A 15,340-nucleotide genomic window follows, 5' to 3' on the forward strand; every position below is an offset into this window, starting at 1 on the left:
GCGTTGTGGCTTACGGGCTGTGGTGTGTTTGTTTCGGGTTTGTTTGTTTCTGGTTTCCTGGCTGCGCCGATCATGCATGTTTCGGCCCCTTTTTTTGGGGGTTGTGTGTGTGGGGTGTGTGGTTTGGGGTTGTTGTTTGAGAACTACATAGTGGACGCGAGCATCTTTTATAAGAAGCAATTTCCAAGAATATGAACCTGGATCTGGCTGCGCGTGATGATGGCCTGCCCTTTTGGGGTGGGTGGTTGTTGGGTGTGGTTGGTTTCTGTGGTTCTCTCGAAAATTTCTGAATTGATCTTTTGTGGTCAAGTTTTTAAGAGCACACGGTGGATGCCTTGGCATTAGGAGCCGAAGAAGGACGTAGGAATCTGCGATAAGCCTGGGGGAGTCGATAACCGGACTGTGATCCCAGGGTGTCCGAATGGGGAAACCCCGCCAGGGGAGCGATCTGCCTGGTGACCCGCATCTGAACACATAGGGTGTGTGGGGGGAACGCGGGGAAGTGAAACATCTCAGTACCCGCAGGAAGAGAAAACAATAGTGATTCCGTTAGTAGTGGCGAGCGAACGCGGATCAGGCTAAACCGTTCCATGTGTGATAGCCGGCGGGCGTTGCATGGTCGGGGTTGTGGGACTTTCCGTACTGTCTCTGCCGGGACAGTGGGGTGTGATGTGCAGGCATAGGTGAACGGTCTTGAAAGGCCGGCCAGAGAGGGTGTGAGCCCCGTAACCGAAATGTTTTGTGCCGCCTGTGAGAGTATCCCAAGTAGCACGGGGCCCGAGAAATCCCGTGCGAATCTGTCAGGACCACCTGATAAGCCTAAATACTCCCTAATGACCGATAGCGGACCAGTACCGTGAGGGAAAGGTGAAAAGTACCCCGGGAGGGGAGTGAAACAGTACCTGAAACCGTGTGCTTACAATCCGTCGGRGCAGCCTTGTAGCTGTGACGGCGTGCCTTTTGAAGAATGAGCCTGCGAGTTAGTGTTACGTCGCGAGGTTAACCCGTGTGGGGAAGCCGTAGCGAAAGCGAGTCTGAATAGGGCGTTGCAGTGGCGTGATCTAGACCCGAAGCGAAGTGATCTACCCATGGCCAGGTTGAAGCGACGGTAAGACGTCGTGGAGGACCGAACCCACTTCAGTTGAAAATGGAGGGGATGAGCTGTGGGTAGGGGTGAAAGGCCAATCAAACTTCGTGATAGCTGGTTCTCCCCGAAATGCATTTAGGTGCAGCGTTGCGTGTTTCTTACCGGAGGTAGAGCTACTGGATGGCTAATGGGCCCTACAAGGTTACTGACGTCAGCCAAACTCCGAATGCCGGTAAGTGAGAGCGCAGCAGTGAGACTGTGGGGGATAAGCTTCATAGTCGAGAGGGAAACAGCCCAGACCACCAACTAAGGCCCCTAAGCGTGTGCTAAGTGGGAAAGGATGTGGAGTTGCGAAGACAACCAGGAGGTTGGCTTAGAAGCAGCCATCCTTAAAAGAGTGCGTAATAGCTCACTGGTCAAGTGATTCCGCGCCGACAATGTAGCGGGGCTCAAGTACACCGCCGAAGTTGTGGCATTCAAATATTGCTCAGCCCTTGTGGTTCAGGCGTTTGGATGGGTAGGGGAGCGTCGTGTGGGCAGTGAAGTCGCGGTGTAAACCAGCGGTGGAGCCTACACGAGTGAGAATGCAGGCATGAGTAGCGAAAGACGGGTGAGAAACCCGTCCGCCGAATGATCAAGGGTTCCAGGGTCAAGCTAATCTGCCCTGGGTAAGTCGGGACCTAAGGCGAGGCCGACAGGCGTAGTCGATGGACAACGGGTTGATATTCCCGTACCGGCGAAAAACCGTCCATGTTGAACAGGGGATACTAACCGCCCGAGACCTGCCTGACACCCCTTGTGGGTGAAGGGTTTTGGTGGAGCGCGGGACCTGATCCTGGGAGGCAAGCGTATTAACAGGTGTGACGCAGGAAGGTAGCCGAGCCGGGCGATGGTTGTCCCGGTCTAAGGATGTAGGGCGAAYGGTAGGCAAATCCGCTGTTCATGATGCCTGAGATCTGATGGGACCCCGTWATTGGGGGGATTTGGTGATCCTATGCTGCCGAGAAAAGCATCGACGCGAGGTTTTAGCCGCCCGTACYCCAAACCGACACAGGTGATCAGGTAGAGAATACTAAGGCGATCGAGAGAATTATGGTTAAGGAACTCGGCAAAATGCCCCCGTAACTTCGGGAGAAGGGGGGCCCCAACCTTGAACACCACWYGCTGGTGGGAGGGGATCGGGGCCGCAGAGACCAGGGGGAAGCGACTGTTTACTAAAAACACAGGTCCGTGCGAAGTCGCAAGACGATGTATACGGACTGACTCCTGCCCGGTGCTGGAAGGTTAAGAGGACCGGTTAGCCCTTACGGGCGAAGCTGAGAATTTAAGCCCCAGTAAACGGCGGTGGTAACTATAACCATCCTAAGGTAGCGAAATTCCTTGTCGGGTAAGTTCCGACCTGCACGAATGGAGTAACGACTTCCCCGCTGTCTCAACCATAAACTCGGCGAAATTGCAGTACGAGTAAAGATGCTCGTTACGCGCAGCAGGACGGAAAGACCCCGAGACCTTTACTATAGTTTGGTATTGGTGTTCGGAGTGGCTTGTGTAGGATAGGTGGGAGACGTTGAAGCCCGGACGCCAGTTCGGGTGGAGTCATCGTTGAAATACCACTCTGGTCACTTTGGACATCTAACTTCGGCCCGTAATCCGGGTCAGGGACAGTGCCTGATGGGTAGTTTAACTGGGGCGGTTGCCTCCTAAAAAGTAACGGAGGCGCCCAAAGGTTCCCTCAGCCTGGTTGGCAATCAGGTGTCGAGTGTAAGTGCACAAGGGAGCTTGACTGTGAGAGAGACATCTCGAGCAGGGACGAAAGTCGGGACTAGTGATCCGGCGGTACATTGTGGAATGGCCGTCGCTCAACGGATAAAAGGTACCTCGGGGATAACAGGCTGATCTTGCCCAAGAGTCCATATCGACGGCATGGTTTGGCACCTCGATGTCGGCTCGTCGCATCCTGGGGCTGGAGTAGGTCCCAAGGGTTGGGCTGTTCGCCCATTAAAGCGGTACGCGAGCTGGGTTTAGAACGTCGTGAGACAGTTCGGTCCCTATCCGCTGCGCGCGCAGGAAATTTGAGAAGGGCTGTCCTTAGTACGAGAGGACCGGGACGGACGAACCTCTGGTGTGTCAGTTGTACTGCCAAGTGCACCGCTGATTAGCTACGTTCGGATGGGATAACCGCTGAAAGCATCTAAGCGGGAAGCTCGCTTCGAGATGAGATTTCCATACACCTTGTGTGTGAGAGGCCCCCAGCCAGACCACTGGGTTGATAGGCCGGATGTGGAAGCGAGGACTAACGACTCGTGAAGCTGACCGGTACTAATAGGCCGATAACTTACACCACACACCACCCCGCAAACGGATTCAAAAGCGTTTGCACCCAAGGGGTGGTAAAAAGAAAACAAGACTGCTTGCGTCCACTATGTGGTTCCCAAACAACAAACCAAACCGTTTGTCCAGGGAACAAAACACAACAACAYAACAACAYMACAACWCCAAACATTTGGAGTCATGTTGTAACCACAGWTTTCCCACCCACCCAGGCGAAGGCCCGGCASGGTGCGGACACARGGTTACGGCGGTCATAGCGTGGGGGAAACGCCCGGTCCCATTCCGAACCCGGAAGCTAAGACCCACAGCGCCGATGGTACTGCACCCGGGAGGGTGTGGGAGAGTAGGTCACCGCCGGAACATCATTAAATGGTTGAGAGCCTCCAAACGGTTGAGAGCCTCCAAACACCGTTTGGAGGCTCTCCCACTTTAAGACCACACACCTGGGCTTGGTGAAGCGGCCCGATCCCGGTGGGTCTTAGCTGGAGCGTCGTTCGAGCTCGCGATGAATGGGGGTCCGGGACACCCGGAACAGTTCCGCCAGTTCTGCCTGTGTGTACTCGCCGGCGTCGTGTAACTGCAGAAGTAGCTTCCGCTGGGCCGCAACTAGTTTCGGCTGGTTTCCTTTTAGCCGTTCCTTTGCCTTGGCAACTGCAATCCCCTCGCGGGTGCACATCCGAATCAGGTCCGACTCGAATTCAGCCACCCTGCCTAGGACATTAAACAGCAACCGGCCTATCGGATCGGTAGGTCGTAGGTGCTGCCGTCAAGACTGAGCTTTACCCCCCTTATTCGTAAGTTCGTCTGCAGTGTCCCTGGCATCTGGAAGGGATCGCGCCAGGCGGTCGAGTTTGGTCATCACGAGCGTGTCACCCTCTCGGCAGGCCGCCATGGCCTCACGAAGTCCGGGGCGGTCGCGATTCGCTCCGGAAGCCCTTGGTCGACGTAGATTCGCAAGCCAGGCATGTTGTTCCTAACTACACAGCCGAGAGGCTCCGAATGTAGCAGTGAATAGCCACCATCCGCCCCCCGCGTGCGTTCGGGGGCTCCTGAGTTTAAAGGCCCAGCAATCTCACTTTGCGCGGTCAAGGTTCGGCTCAAGGGAGAGCAGAGCTGACGCATCGGCCCACCTTCCCCTCAAGAGCAGAGCCAAGAAGGTGACCAGATCGAGACTAGAGGTTCCGACTGAACCCTATTCTTATGATTCGCTTATGGGGACAATCAGGGAATGGGATGTTTTGGGCAGATCCGCGGGTTTACTGCTGCATGCGTTCTAATCGTCTCCCTCACCGCCTGCGGAAGCTCAGGCAATAACGGGCAGGGCGTGCTGCTTCAGGAGTCACCACCGCCCTCTGAACAGATGCGCGGCGCGACTCCTGCACCGATGCCCCTTCGAACGCAGCCCGTCCCCGAAGGCAACTCTGCAGATTCTCAGGTTACGACGCCCAAAGATGGAGAGCAGCACGAGTGGACCACTGAACGAATGAGAAGTGCCTCTCCAGAACCAATGCCCAGGGTCCCGTAACGCGGCCCTCCTCGCGGTCGGAGGCAAGAATCTCCGGTAGAGCATTACCGATCGCCAACGCAGGTGTTCCGTGTTTCACTTCTCCAAATAGGAGGTCGTGAGATGGCTCAACAGGATCCGCCGCGTCCGACGGCCGTGGCCAAGAAACCCCGCCTGTGGACTCGATTTGGATTCCATTCACCCTTGTTGTGGGATCCTCGCATTTGCGGTCACTGGATGGTGGAGGAAGTTTTCCAACAGTCCAAGCTGATTTTCAGATTCCGCTGCACGCAGTCGTTTATGCGACTCGGGTCAAGCTGAACGGCCCGGCCATCATAGCTTCCCGTGCACGGTGCCTACGTGGCCTCATTGGTGTGTACGTGCTGAACAGCCGATCTTCTGCCCGCTCAGGGTTCCCCAGCCAACTCAGTGGCACTAGATCCTTGGGTGGACAGAAGCCCGCGCTGGTCCGACGTCGGGCTTTCAGCGCCTGGTCTCGTACCTGGTCAGGACCACACCGCCAGGGAACGTCCGGTTCTCCACCAGGTTCAGGTTCACCCAGTTGTCCAGCGCTGTGAAGAACGGCGTGCCGCCGCCCACCAGGGCCGGATGGGTGACGATCGCGTATTCGTCGATCAGTCCGGCCCGCATGGCCGCCGCGGCGAGTGTGGCACCGCCAATGTCCATGGAGCCGCCGTCGTCGGCCTTGAGCCGGGTGATCTCGGTGACTGCGTCACCGGCGACCAGACGGGTGTTCCAGTCGACCGTGCTGGTTGTCGAGGAGAACACCATTTTCGGCATGTCCCGCCAGCGGCGGGCGAACTCGATCTGCGCCGGTGTGGCGCCAGGCTGCTGGTCGGCGGTGGGCCAGTAGGAGTTCATCGTCTCCCACAGTTTGCGCCCGTACAGCGCCAGGCCCGTCGCCCCCACCCGGTCGGACCACCATTGGAACAGCTCGTCGCTCGGTACGCTCCAGCCGAGGTCGTCACCGGGCGCGGCGATGTAGCCGTCCAGGCTCAGGTTCATGGCGAAGGTCAGGTTGCGCATGGCGTCAGTCTCCCCTGAGTCGGTATTCGTTGTACAGACCAGCACGGCGCGGAAAATCATCGGCCAGGCCACACCGAGGGCAAGTGGACTGCCACGCCAAGCGGAACTCCAACACAGGTCCTTCCCGAGGACTCGCGCGAACCGCGGGCTTGGTCGGACGGACTCAGTCGGCACGCGAGGGTCCGCCCGACGGAGGTCGCTTTCCCTCTGATTACAACTTCTTGGCCGGTCTGGCTCGATCTCGTCCGGCTCGGTCAGGGTTCAGATTGCGGCTTCCGACTGAGAATCACCGGTGGAGTGCATGCGCGGCTCTCGGCGAAGCATGACAAGCAGCAGTGACTTGCTACCGGCTTGTGTTCCGGCGAGAACCACTGTGACATCTTGCCTCACGGGCGTGAACGCCCCCAACGTTCTGCAAAGGGGCAGCCTGCGTCCTGAACCGTTGCTGTCTACCTAGTTGCCGTTGTATTCGTCGTCGGTGATGTGTTCGGCCCATGTGGTGGTCTTGGACGGGTCTTCGCCGTTTTGGAGCATGGCGATGTGTTCCATGAAGCAGCCGGGCGCGGCGGCGTGCCAGTGCTCCTCACCGGGCGGGGTGTAGAGGGTCTGGCCGGGGTGGACTTCGATGATTTTTCCGTCCCGCGTCCCGAAACGGCCTACACCCTGGGTGACGCGCAAATACTGGCCGTGCTTGTGCGAGTGCCAGGCTGTCCGTGCCCCGGGTGCGAAACGGACGGTGGCGACGACCATCGTCTGGTCGCTCTCGTGGGGCAGCGCGATGGGGTCGAGCCAGACGCCGCCGGCGAACTGTGCGGCCGGGTTCTTGGTGGTCGGCGCGGTGGGTTCAATATTCATGGTCGTCCTTACTTGTTGTCTGTGAAGAGTTGCTTGGCGACGCCCATCGCGGACATGCCCCGGGGCCAGCCGGCGTAGAGCGTGACGTGGGTGATGGCTTCGATCAGCTCTTCCCGGGTCACACCGTTTTCGACAGCGCGGCCCAGGTGGTGACCCAACTGCTCCGTGTTCCCTCCGGCGGTGAGCACGGCAACGGTGACGAGGCTGCGGTCGCGTGCGCTCAGTTCGGGCCGGTTCCAGAGATCCTCAAAGAGCACGTCGTCGGTGAGCTCGGCAAGCTTCGGGGCGAAGTCGCCGAACATCTTCCGGCCACCGCCGATCTGCTTGGGCTGGTCAGTCATGGGTATTCCTTCTTTTGGTGGGTACTGCGGCAACTCACGGTTGCCGCCGGATCATTGGTTCTCATGGGCGAGCAGGGATGGTGGGCCGCTGGGGCGCCGCTCCTGGCGTTGTGCAGGTGCGGGCTCGCTTACAGTCGCGTGATTCGGGGCAGTTCTCCGCGGCAAAGCCCCCGAACGCTTGTTTGGTTAGAGCGCGATCATCACTTTCAGGGCTTCGCGGTCGTCCATGGCCCGGTAGGCGTCCGGGACCTCGTCGAGACCGACGGTGCGGTCGAAGACTTTGCCGGGGTTCACGGTGCCGTCAAGGATTGTCGGCATCAGCTGTTCGATGTAGGAGCGTACGGGTGCGGGGCCGCCGGTGAGTGTGACGTTACCGCCGAAAAGGCTGCCGAAACCGACGGGGGCTTCTTCGTATTGGGGAACGCCGACGCGGCTGATGATTCCACCTGGGCGGACGATGCCGTATGCCTGCTCGTAGGCGGGCAGGTGCCCGACCGCCTCGAGCACCTTCCGAACCCCGTGACCGCCGGCGAGCTCCCGCACCTTCGCGATACCTTCCTCGCCGCGTTCGGCGACGATGTCGGTGGCGCCGAACTCGATGCCGAGGTCGGTACGGGACTTGTGGCGTCCCATCAAGATGATGCGTTCGGCGCCCAACTGCTTGGCGGACAGCACAGCCATGAGGCCCACTGCGCCGTCGCCGATGACGGCAACGGTGTCTCCCTCGGTGACGCCGGCGCGGTGGGCTGCGTGCCACCCGGTGCCATACACGTCGGAAAGGGTCAGTAACGAGGCCAAGAGCTTTGACTTCTCATCGACGCCGGGTACTTTCACGAGGGTCCCGTCGGCGTAAGGAACCCGGATAGCTTCGGCTTGGCCGCCGCCCATTCCGGGTGCATCCCAGAAGCCTCCGTGCAGGCATGAGGTGTGGAGCCCTTCCCGGCAGAATTCGCAGGTTCCGTCCGAGTACGCGAAGGGAGCGATGACGAGGTCGCCGGGCGTGAGGGTGCGGACGTCGGATCCGATCTCCTCGACGACGCCGATGAACTCGTGCCCCATGGACACTCCGTCGGGTGTGCTGTCCATGCTGTGATACGGGTGCAGGTCGGATCCGCAGACGCACGCCCGGACGATCCTGACTACGGCGTCGGTGGTGTCTAGGAGGTCCGGGTCGGGGGCGTCGATGATGCGGACGTCGCCGGGGCCGAACATGTAGGTTGCTTTCATTGTTATCTCCTGAGCAATGGTGGTCGGGTGGTTTGAAGCGTCAGGTCGGCTGTAACGGTCAGTCGGCTTTACGGAGGGTGGCTGTGAATCCGTCCACCTGGTTTTCGATGGCGTCTGTGTTTTCGTAGGTGCCGATGGGCACGATCCCGTTGAAGTAGCCGACGTGCCGGTAGTAAAGGACGAGGCTCTGATCAGGGGCGTAGTACCCGATCGTCAGCGGCGCGGCCTCGCTCCCCTCAGGGGCGCCGTCGAGGTCCAGCGCGGCCGGTAGTTGAGATAGCTTTTCCTGGCCGCCGTGGTCCCGGAACTCCAGGGTCAGGGGAAACTGGGCCAGAAGCGACGCTGATGCGGCGCCGCCGTCGAGTTCTCCAGCAATCCTCTGGCCCTGGAGCTCGATGACAATCGGCGTGGTGGTTGACGTTGCGGGCGGGGCAGGAGTCGGATCGCTCGCCGGTGAGCCCGGTGAGGGCGATCCTGCGTCAGCGCTGCCGCCGGGGTTGTAGCTGCAGCCAGCCATAGCGATAGCGATCACGATCATCGCAGGCGCCACGATGCCTGGACGCAAGGCTTTTCCCTTGAAAAAACGGATGCGAGTGTTCATAGGTGGATCCTTTCCGGGGATGGCGAGGGCGAATCCGCCGGCCAGTCGAGGTTGCTAGAGGCGGGCCGGGAATGCGGTGCGGCGCCCGTAGAAGGTCAGCATGAGCGCGGCTAGGCCGGCGACGATCATCACGACCGCCAGGACCAGGCCGCTGAAGTTCGTCAGCAGGGCGGCGCCAAGGATGCCGGCGGTGAAGATGGCGAGGTTGAACGCCACCGGCAGGAACGAGTTCGCGACGTCCGAGTCCGCGCCTCCGGTAGTGGTGAGGGCGGCTTGGAGCTGGGCGGCGGCCCCGCCGAAAGTGATCCCCCACAGGACGGTCGCGACGATAACCGCCGGGGCTGATGTGTGGCCGACCAGCAGCACCACGGCAGCCGCGATGAACAGGCCGACGCTTCCGTGCAGCAACGGGCGGGGGTGGCGGTCCAGGAGCGCGCCGGTGATGATGATTCCGGCTATCGAGGCGACCCCAAAGATGAAGAGTTCGACGTCGGCGGTGAGGCCGCTGCCGGTGGTCCGCAGGTACGGGGCGATGTAGGTGTAGATGGTGTTGTGTGCCAGCATCCAGGTGAAGATAACGGCCAGGATCACGGCGATGCCGGGGATGCGGAATACCCGGGCCAGGGGAAGCCGGGAGGTTCCGGGCTGCCCGTCAGCATCGGGGGCAATAACAGCGACGAATACGGCGGCTAGAACGGCTACCGCGGTGAGTCCGGCGAATGCCCAGCGCCAGTCGAATGTTGTCCCGAGCCAGGCCCCCAGGGGTGTGCCGAGAGCGAATCCCACAGGCGCCCCGACGGAGACGATCGCCAGCGACAGGCCTGCACGAGTGGGTGGGCTGATCTTCCGGCCGTAGGCGGCCAACATCCCCCAGATGATTCCCGAGAACGCGCCGGCGACGAAACGCGAGATCAGGGATAGGGTCACGTCGCTGGAGAGGGCCGTGGTGCTGTTGGCCAGGATGAGGCCGAGGATCGCGCCCAGGAGCAACGGCTTGCGGCGCATGCCCCGGGTAAGGGTGATGGCGGGGATGGTGATGAGCACCGTGCCGAGGGCGTAGGCGCTGACGAACAGTCCGACTGTGCCTTCACTGGTCCCCATGCCGGCGGCAATAACGGGCAGCAGCCCGGCTGGCATGGTCTCCATTGCGACGAGGACGAAGCCGATGACCGCCAGAGCGGCCAGGCTGGCTAGCGGCAGCCGTTTCGGCTGCTCAGTAGCTGCCGGGGCCGGTGCCGGAACGGTGGTAATGGTGGTCATAACGTCCTTTGGGAGTGAGGGGTGATCAGCGGGGAGGATGGGGTTGAAGACCTTTGCCCAGCTCGTGCCCGCTGGTGAGTCTTTATCCAGTCAACACGCGAACCATCCCGGCGGGGAGTCTCTGTCAAGGGGTGTACCAGCAGGGGACCCCAACGCCGTTCGAAGGGACGTATTCTCGTGGCATGGACAATAAAGCCGAGGTACGCGAGTTCCTGATGTCGCGCCGCGCAAAGGTCACCCCCGAACAGGCCGGACTTGCCGCCGGGCCGAACAGACGCGTCGCCGGGCTTCGCCGCACGGAGGTTGCGACACTCGCCGACGTCAGCGTCGAGTACTACGCCAAGCTCGAACGTGGTGCTATCGGCGGAGCCTCCTCGTCCGTGCTTGACGCCATCGCCCGCGCCCTTCTCCTCGATGACACCGAGCGGACCCACCTCTTTGACCTTGCCCGCGCGGCCGACGGCATTCCGCTATCAGGGCGTCCTCGCCGACGGTCCACGAAAAACGCCGTCAGTCGGCCCAGCCTGCACTGGGTACTCAACACAATTTCAGACGGCGTTGCCTTCGTTCGCGACCAGCACCAGGACCTCCTTGCTACTAATGAGCTCGGCAGGGCCTTCTATGCGCCCCTTATCGGCGCCGGCGGTCGTACCCCGAATCTGGCCCGGTTCCAGTTCCTCGACCCCGCATCCCGCGATTTTTATCCTGACTGGGAGATCTTCGCTGAGATGTGCGTGGCGATCATGCGGGCCGAAGCCGGCCGTGACCCCAACGACAAAGGGCTCCAGGACCTCGTCGGTGAGCTGTCAACCCGCAGCGATGTATTCCGGCAGCTCTGGGGCGCGCATGACGTTCGGACCCACGGGTCCGGCACAAAACGATTCAACCACCCCGTCGTCGGCGAACTCACTCTCGCCTATGAAGAACTCATTGTCACTGCCGACCCAGGCTGCATCCTTATGATCTACACCGCCGAGCCCGGCTCGCCCAGCGCTGACCGACTCCGGCTACTCGCCAGCTGGGCAGCTTCAGGATCCACGGCGGCTGCGCCCCGTCAGGAAATCTCCAAAACGGGCTGGTAATTGTCTCTGCGCTGGGCTACAGGCTGGTACGCAAACTCCGTCCAACACCGGAGTGAAAGGACACTATGGAACTCGACGATCTTCTTGAGATGCTCAATGCCGGCCGGACCATCACGGGGGACTCGCCCTTGCATGAACTCATGCACCGAGTCAGCCAGGATGCTTTGCGAATTACCGGCGAGCTTAACGGCAGATATCAGGAACCGGGGCGGGTGCGGGAGCTGTTGGCCCAGCTGACCGGCAAGCCAGTTGACGACTCCGTAACGGTTTTCCCGCCTTTCTACTCCGACTTCGGGAAGAACATCACCCTAGGGAAACGGATCTTCATCAATTCCGGGTGCAAGTTTCAGGACCAGGGCGGTGTCGTCATCGGGGACGATTGTCTGATCGGACACAACACGGTGATGGCCACGCTCAACCACGACCTGATGCCGAGCCGCCGCACGGACATGCACCCGGCCCCTATCGTCGTTGGCCGCAATGTGTGGATCGGATCCAACGCCACCATTCTGCCTGGCGTGACGATTGGCGATAATGCCGTTGTGGGGGCTGCGTCCGTAGTGACGAAGGACGTACCGGAAAACTCCGTTGTTGTGGGCTCGCCTGCCCGGGTGGTGCGCTCACTTCCCAACTGAACCACCGGGGTTTCACCTTCGGCGTCCCTGCCTGAGCTCGTCCCGCGGCGGCGTCTGTACACACAGCATCGTCGGTGCAACACTGCGTTGATGAACATACATGAGTGGTGGCCTCTGGTTGCTGCGGAAACACGCGGCTGGCTCATCGAGCACAATGGCGAGCCGCTGCCGCCGCATGTCATCGCCGACGTCATGGCGGTTACCGGAGGCACGACCGATTCTGAATGGTGGGCTGGAGAATCAGCAGACGGTCCCCAGCTTTCCGACGAGGCCGTGGACTGGATCGAGGCTGTCGCCAACAACGAGGAGCCGACTGCCGGCTGAGCCGCTGATTGCGCGATGGGACCTGATGGGTGTTCATGCCACTACTGGAGCTCTACGGTCCGGCTCGGTAACGTGCAACGCATGGCCATAAAATTTGAGAACGTCGGCATCGCCGTCCGAGACCTTGAAGCAACGATCTCCTTTTTCACCGACCTCGGTCTCACGGTCGTCGGCCGTGACACGGTCAGTGGCGAGTGGACCGACACCGCCGTCGGCCTTGACGGCAACCACGCCAACATAGCGATGCTCCAAACGCCAGACGGGCACGGTCGCCTTGAGCTTTTCGAATACATTCACCCTGAAGCGATCGAGTCGGAGCCCACTCGTCCCAACGAGATTGGCATGCACCGAGTCGCGTTCTCAGTCGACGACATTGATGAGGCCTTGGAGATAGCCGCGAAACACGGCTGCCGTCCGCTTCGGGGCGTCGCGACCTACAAGGACATCTACAAACTCACCTACGTCCGCGGTCCCAGCGGCATCATCGTGATGCTCGCCGAGGAGCTCAAGAAAGACTGAGTGCCGGCTCGGCGAAGCGCAGCGACTGCTAGGCCTCACGACTTCCGCGGGAGATCGATCGCCAGTGCTCCTACTGGGCCGTGCGGCGACTGAAGATCAAATGGAGAACCCCCGAGGGCGAAGGGGTCGCTTCGATTTCAAAGCGCTGTTCGAGCGCTTCGAGTCCGTCCCAAAGACGTTCGCCCCGGCCCAGGACGATCGGTACCTGGACGATGTGCATGTGGTCGATCAAGTCGGCGTCGAGGAACTGTCGAATCGTGCTGACCCCGCCACCGATCCGCACGTCGAGGTCTCCGGCCAGGGCGCGCGCCTGCTTGAGAGCCGACGCCGGGTCGGTGTCAACGAAATGAAAGGTTGTCCCGCCTTCCATCTCGAGAACCGGCCGAGGATGATGTGTCAGGACAACAACAGGGGTGTGGAACACGGGGTTATCGCCCCACCATCCCTTCCATTCCTCGTCCGACCACGGGCCGCGTTGAGGGCCAAACTTGTTGCGCCCCATGATCTCGACGCCGATCCCGGGCCCCCACTGGCTTGCGAACGCCTCATCGACGCCGAAGGATCCCTCCGATTCCCCGTGGAAGCCCATCTCGCGGAAGGTCCGCGTCTCGAAAGCCCACTCCATGAGCCGTGAGCCTGCATGACCGAAAGGAGCGTCGAGTTGCTGGCCCTCCCCGGTGCCGAAGCCGTCGAGGGAGACCGAGAAGTTGTGCACGCGGACGAGGGACATGTCATCTCCTGACGTGGTTGTGGTTCGCAATCACTCTATGGTGATGGAACCCGACGTCTCAAGACTAAGGCGGGAGAATCGCAGCTGCCTTAGCCAAGGACGGCCCACCCGCGCGGCGGCACCAAGACCGCGTTCGCGCCGACGTTGAGGGTCGCGTGTCCGGCAACGACGGCGGTGGCACCTGCCGCGCTGATCCGCTGGTTTTCGTGCGAGAGGTTCAGCGCGACGACCAGCGCATGGGCGCCCACCGCTATGCGGTACGCAAGCACCTCGTTGGAGAGCTGGAAGACGTCCGTGGTGGCACGGTGCAGCCACGGGTTCCGTCTCCGCACCCCAATGAGTTCCTGATGCACGGCAAAGATGGGTCCGCCCACGGTGGAGAGAAGGTCGGGGGAGGAGGGGAAGAGCGGCCTCACGTCGTCATCGCCCCCTGCCCTGTCCTCCTTGACACCCCGGTAGCCCTGCTCGTCGCCGTAGTAGATGGACGGCGTTCCGCCGACCGTGAGCAGGACGACGACGGCGTGCGGCACGAGCGCTGCATCGGTGAGCTTGCTCGCGATGCGGGTGACGTCGTGGTTGCCAATGAAGGTGAGTGGTGCGTAAGAGGCCAGAAGCGCGTTGTGTCGATCGAACGCCGCCGCGAGTTCGAAGAAATTCGCGTCGTTGAGCGAACTCCAGACCGCCTTCCAGAGCTCGTATTGCGTGGCGGAATCGAGGCCGCCGGAACGGACCTCCGCCGCATAGTCGCCGTGGATGTACTCGCCCACAAAGTACGCGTTCGGATGGGATGACCGGACGCGTGCGGTGACCGCGCCCCAGAACGACGACGGGACGGCATAGGCAGCGTCGAGTCGCCAGCCGTCCGCACCCCGGCGCAGCCAGTGCTCCATCACCTCGACGACGAAATCTGCGACAGCCGGCTCGTCATGGTTGAGAGCCACGAGATGGTGGTGGCCCTCGAAGTCGCGGTACGAGGGTTCGGCGCCTGGTACTGCGTCGTCGGGCCATTCCAGCGAAAACCAGGAAGCTGTATCGGCCTCCGCCCCGCGAGCCAGGACATTCTGGAACGGCGCGAAGGAGCGCCCAGTGTGATTGAAGACGCCGTCGAGCAGTATGCGCAGTCCACGACGGCGCGCCTCAGCCACCAGGGTGTCAAAGTCTTCCGAAGATCCGAGCCGGGGATCGATCCGGAAGTAATCCGTGGTGTCATATCCGTGCGTCTCTGACGCGAAAATGGGGCCGAGTGCGATGCCAGACGCCCCGAGTTTCACGGCGTAGTCGAGCCACGGGACAACGTCCAGCAACCGATGGTCAGCGGCGGGTTTCAGCGTCGCGGTCTTCTCGGCGCCGACGAAGCCGAGCGGATAGACCTGCCACCAGATGGCGTGCTGGACCCAGTCAGGTTCGTTCATGGTCATGAAGGCCTTCCATCCGAGCCTGGGCCGCCCGATAAGGGCGACGGCTGGCCGGGCGGGGCCAGCGTCCCGTCCAGCCTATAGGCGGGATTCCGCCGGCCATGATTCGGCTGCGTGCTGCGTGCTGCGGGGGTGTGGGGGAGGGCACAGGGTCCGGGTACGACGGCGGGGCGAGACTTTGGCTGTTGGGTGGGCGTTTGGGCGCGGAATCACGGGGGAGGGGGCGTCTTCGGGGGGTGATTTGCGGTGGGGGCGGGTGGGGTGTATTGTTTTCTAAGTCGCCGCGAGGGGAACAGCGAAGAGCTGGTTACCGCGGGCGGCCAAAACCCCCAAATTTCAAGACCAGGATCTGGTTGTCCTTTTAGGGCGCCGGTAAGTGGTG

14 protein-coding genes, 2 rRNA genes and 1 pseudogene are annotated in these 15,340 nt (G+C 61.3%); 7 read left to right on the forward strand and 10 right to left on the reverse strand.

The genetic code is table 11. The features are described from left to right. The 3 genes from AB4Y73_RS19915 to rrf form a co-directional block, all read left to right on the forward strand. Positions 1-195: hypothetical protein (locus AB4Y73_RS19915; protein ID WP_441874333.1), on the forward strand; the 195-nt coding region annotated here is incomplete at its 5' end. 108 nt (positions 196-303) lie between these two features. Then, positions 304-3,431, forward strand: a 23S ribosomal RNA gene (locus tag AB4Y73_RS19920). 230 nt (positions 3,432-3,661) lie between these two features. Next, a 5S ribosomal RNA gene (rrf, locus tag AB4Y73_RS19925) occupies positions 3,662-3,778 on the forward strand. Between the two features lie 118 nt (positions 3,779-3,896). Here the strand turns inward: rrf and AB4Y73_RS19930 are convergent. From AB4Y73_RS19930 to AB4Y73_RS19965, 8 genes and pseudogenes are all read right to left on the reverse strand, one after another. After that, positions 3,897-4,310: pseudogene (locus AB4Y73_RS19930) on the reverse strand (recombinase family protein). Positions 4,311-4,757: 447 nt separating this feature from the next. After that, positions 4,758-4,988 carry a hypothetical protein gene (locus AB4Y73_RS19935; RefSeq protein ID WP_441874336.1) on the reverse strand — a complete coding sequence of 77 codons (231 nt, stop codon included), beginning with the start codon at positions 4,986-4,988 and terminating at the stop codon, positions 4,758-4,760. 417 nt (positions 4,989-5,405) lie between these two features. Then, complete coding sequence (locus tag AB4Y73_RS19940; RefSeq protein ID WP_441874338.1) at positions 5,406-5,969, reverse strand: dihydrofolate reductase family protein; 564 nt, start codon at positions 5,967-5,969, stop codon at positions 5,406-5,408. Between the two features lie 453 nt (positions 5,970-6,422). Then, positions 6,423-6,824 carry a (R)-mandelonitrile lyase gene (locus AB4Y73_RS19945; RefSeq protein ID WP_441874341.1) on the reverse strand — a complete coding sequence of 134 codons (402 nt, stop codon included), beginning with the start codon at positions 6,822-6,824 and terminating at the stop codon, positions 6,423-6,425. An 8-nt stretch (positions 6,825-6,832) separates the two neighbouring features. Then, on the reverse strand, positions 6,833-7,165 hold the full coding sequence (locus AB4Y73_RS19950; RefSeq protein ID WP_441874344.1) for a carboxymuconolactone decarboxylase family protein: 333 nt from the start codon (positions 7,163-7,165) through the stop codon (positions 6,833-6,835). Between the two features lie 186 nt (positions 7,166-7,351). Next, complete coding sequence (locus AB4Y73_RS19955; RefSeq protein WP_441874346.1) at positions 7,352-8,392, reverse strand: zinc-dependent alcohol dehydrogenase family protein; 1,041 nt, start codon at positions 8,390-8,392, stop codon at positions 7,352-7,354. Between the two features lie 58 nt (positions 8,393-8,450). After that, on the reverse strand, positions 8,451-8,993 hold the full coding sequence (locus AB4Y73_RS19960) for a cyclophilin-like fold protein (protein WP_441874348.1): 543 nt from the start codon (positions 8,991-8,993) through the stop codon (positions 8,451-8,453). Between the two features lie 54 nt (positions 8,994-9,047). Continuing rightward, positions 9,048-10,253 (reverse strand): MFS transporter, encoded by a 1,206-nt coding sequence (locus AB4Y73_RS19965; protein ID WP_441874350.1) that lies wholly within the window; start codon positions 10,251-10,253, stop codon positions 9,048-9,050. 182 nt (positions 10,254-10,435) lie between these two features. On the opposite strand from AB4Y73_RS19965, the gene AB4Y73_RS19970 reads away from it, so the two are divergent. The 4 genes from AB4Y73_RS19970 to AB4Y73_RS19985 all read left to right on the forward strand — a co-directional run bounded on the left by AB4Y73_RS19970 (position 10,436) and on the right by AB4Y73_RS19985 (position 12,813). Beyond that, positions 10,436-11,335: a helix-turn-helix transcriptional regulator gene (locus AB4Y73_RS19970; RefSeq protein ID WP_441874353.1), complete on the forward strand. Its 900-nt coding sequence runs from the start codon at positions 10,436-10,438 to the stop codon at positions 11,333-11,335. Positions 11,336-11,400: 65 nt separating this feature from the next. Continuing rightward, the gene (locus tag AB4Y73_RS19975; protein WP_441874356.1) at positions 11,401-11,970 is read left to right on the forward strand and encodes a sugar O-acetyltransferase; all 570 of its coding nucleotides are present in this window, start codon (positions 11,401-11,403) and stop codon (positions 11,968-11,970) included. Positions 11,971-12,060: 90 nt separating this feature from the next. Beyond that, positions 12,061-12,294, forward strand: a complete 234-nt coding sequence (locus tag AB4Y73_RS19980; protein WP_441874358.1) for a hypothetical protein — start codon at positions 12,061-12,063, stop codon at positions 12,292-12,294. Between the two features lie 81 nt (positions 12,295-12,375). After that, complete coding sequence (locus tag AB4Y73_RS19985; protein WP_441874361.1) at positions 12,376-12,813, forward strand: VOC family protein; 438 nt, start codon at positions 12,376-12,378, stop codon at positions 12,811-12,813. A 70-nt stretch (positions 12,814-12,883) separates the two neighbouring features. Here AB4Y73_RS19985 and AB4Y73_RS19990 read toward each other — a convergent pair whose 3' ends face one another. Then, positions 12,884-13,543, reverse strand: a complete 660-nt coding sequence (locus AB4Y73_RS19990) for a dihydrofolate reductase family protein (RefSeq protein WP_441874367.1) — start codon at positions 13,541-13,543, stop codon at positions 12,884-12,886. An 89-nt stretch (positions 13,544-13,632) separates the two neighbouring features. After that, a complete protein-coding gene (locus AB4Y73_RS19995) occupies positions 13,633-14,961 on the reverse strand; it encodes an alpha-amylase family protein (RefSeq protein ID WP_441874364.1) in 1,329 nt (442 codons plus the stop codon). Positions 14,962-15,340 lie beyond the last annotated feature (379 nt).

The organism is Pseudarthrobacter sp. TAF60_1, from assembly GCF_052113505.1.
Lineage (GTDB): Bacteria > Actinomycetota > Actinomycetes > Actinomycetales > Micrococcaceae > Arthrobacter.

Excerpts from the sequence above, each read along its gene's own strand:
- AB4Y73_RS19970 (WP_441874353.1), top strand. The coding sequence starts at position 10,436 with ATGGACAATAAAGCCGAGGTACGCGAGTTCCTGATGTCGCGCCGCGCA.
- AB4Y73_RS19960 (WP_441874348.1), bottom strand. The coding sequence starts at position 8,993 with ATGAACACTCGCATCCGTTTTTTCAAGGGAAAAGCCTTGCGTCCAGGC.
- AB4Y73_RS19995 (WP_441874364.1), bottom strand. The coding sequence starts at position 14,961 with ATGACCATGAACGAACCTGACTGGGTCCAGCACGCCATCTGGTGGCAG.
- AB4Y73_RS19980 (WP_441874358.1), top strand. The coding sequence starts at position 12,061 with ATGAACATACATGAGTGGTGGCCTCTGGTTGCTGCGGAAACACGCGGC.
- AB4Y73_RS19955 (WP_441874346.1), bottom strand. The coding sequence starts at position 8,392 with ATGAAAGCAACCTACATGTTCGGCCCCGGCGACGTCCGCATCATCGAC.
- AB4Y73_RS19990 (WP_441874367.1), bottom strand. The coding sequence starts at position 13,543 with ATGTCCCTCGTCCGCGTGCACAACTTCTCGGTCTCCCTCGACGGCTTC.
- AB4Y73_RS19975 (WP_441874356.1), top strand. The coding sequence starts at position 11,401 with ATGGAACTCGACGATCTTCTTGAGATGCTCAATGCCGGCCGGACCATC.
- AB4Y73_RS19965 (WP_441874350.1), bottom strand. The coding sequence starts at position 10,253 with ATGACCACCATTACCACCGTTCCGGCACCGGCCCCGGCAGCTACTGAG.
- AB4Y73_RS19940 (WP_441874338.1), bottom strand. The coding sequence starts at position 5,969 with ATGCGCAACCTGACCTTCGCCATGAACCTGAGCCTGGACGGCTACATC.
- AB4Y73_RS19935 (WP_441874336.1), bottom strand. The coding sequence starts at position 4,988 with ATGCTCTACCGGAGATTCTTGCCTCCGACCGCGAGGAGGGCCGCGTTA.
- AB4Y73_RS19950 (WP_441874344.1), bottom strand. The coding sequence starts at position 7,165 with ATGACTGACCAGCCCAAGCAGATCGGCGGTGGCCGGAAGATGTTCGGC.
- AB4Y73_RS19985 (WP_441874361.1), top strand. The coding sequence starts at position 12,376 with ATGGCCATAAAATTTGAGAACGTCGGCATCGCCGTCCGAGACCTTGAA.
- AB4Y73_RS19945 (WP_441874341.1), bottom strand. The coding sequence starts at position 6,824 with ATGAATATTGAACCCACCGCGCCGACCACCAAGAACCCGGCCGCACAG.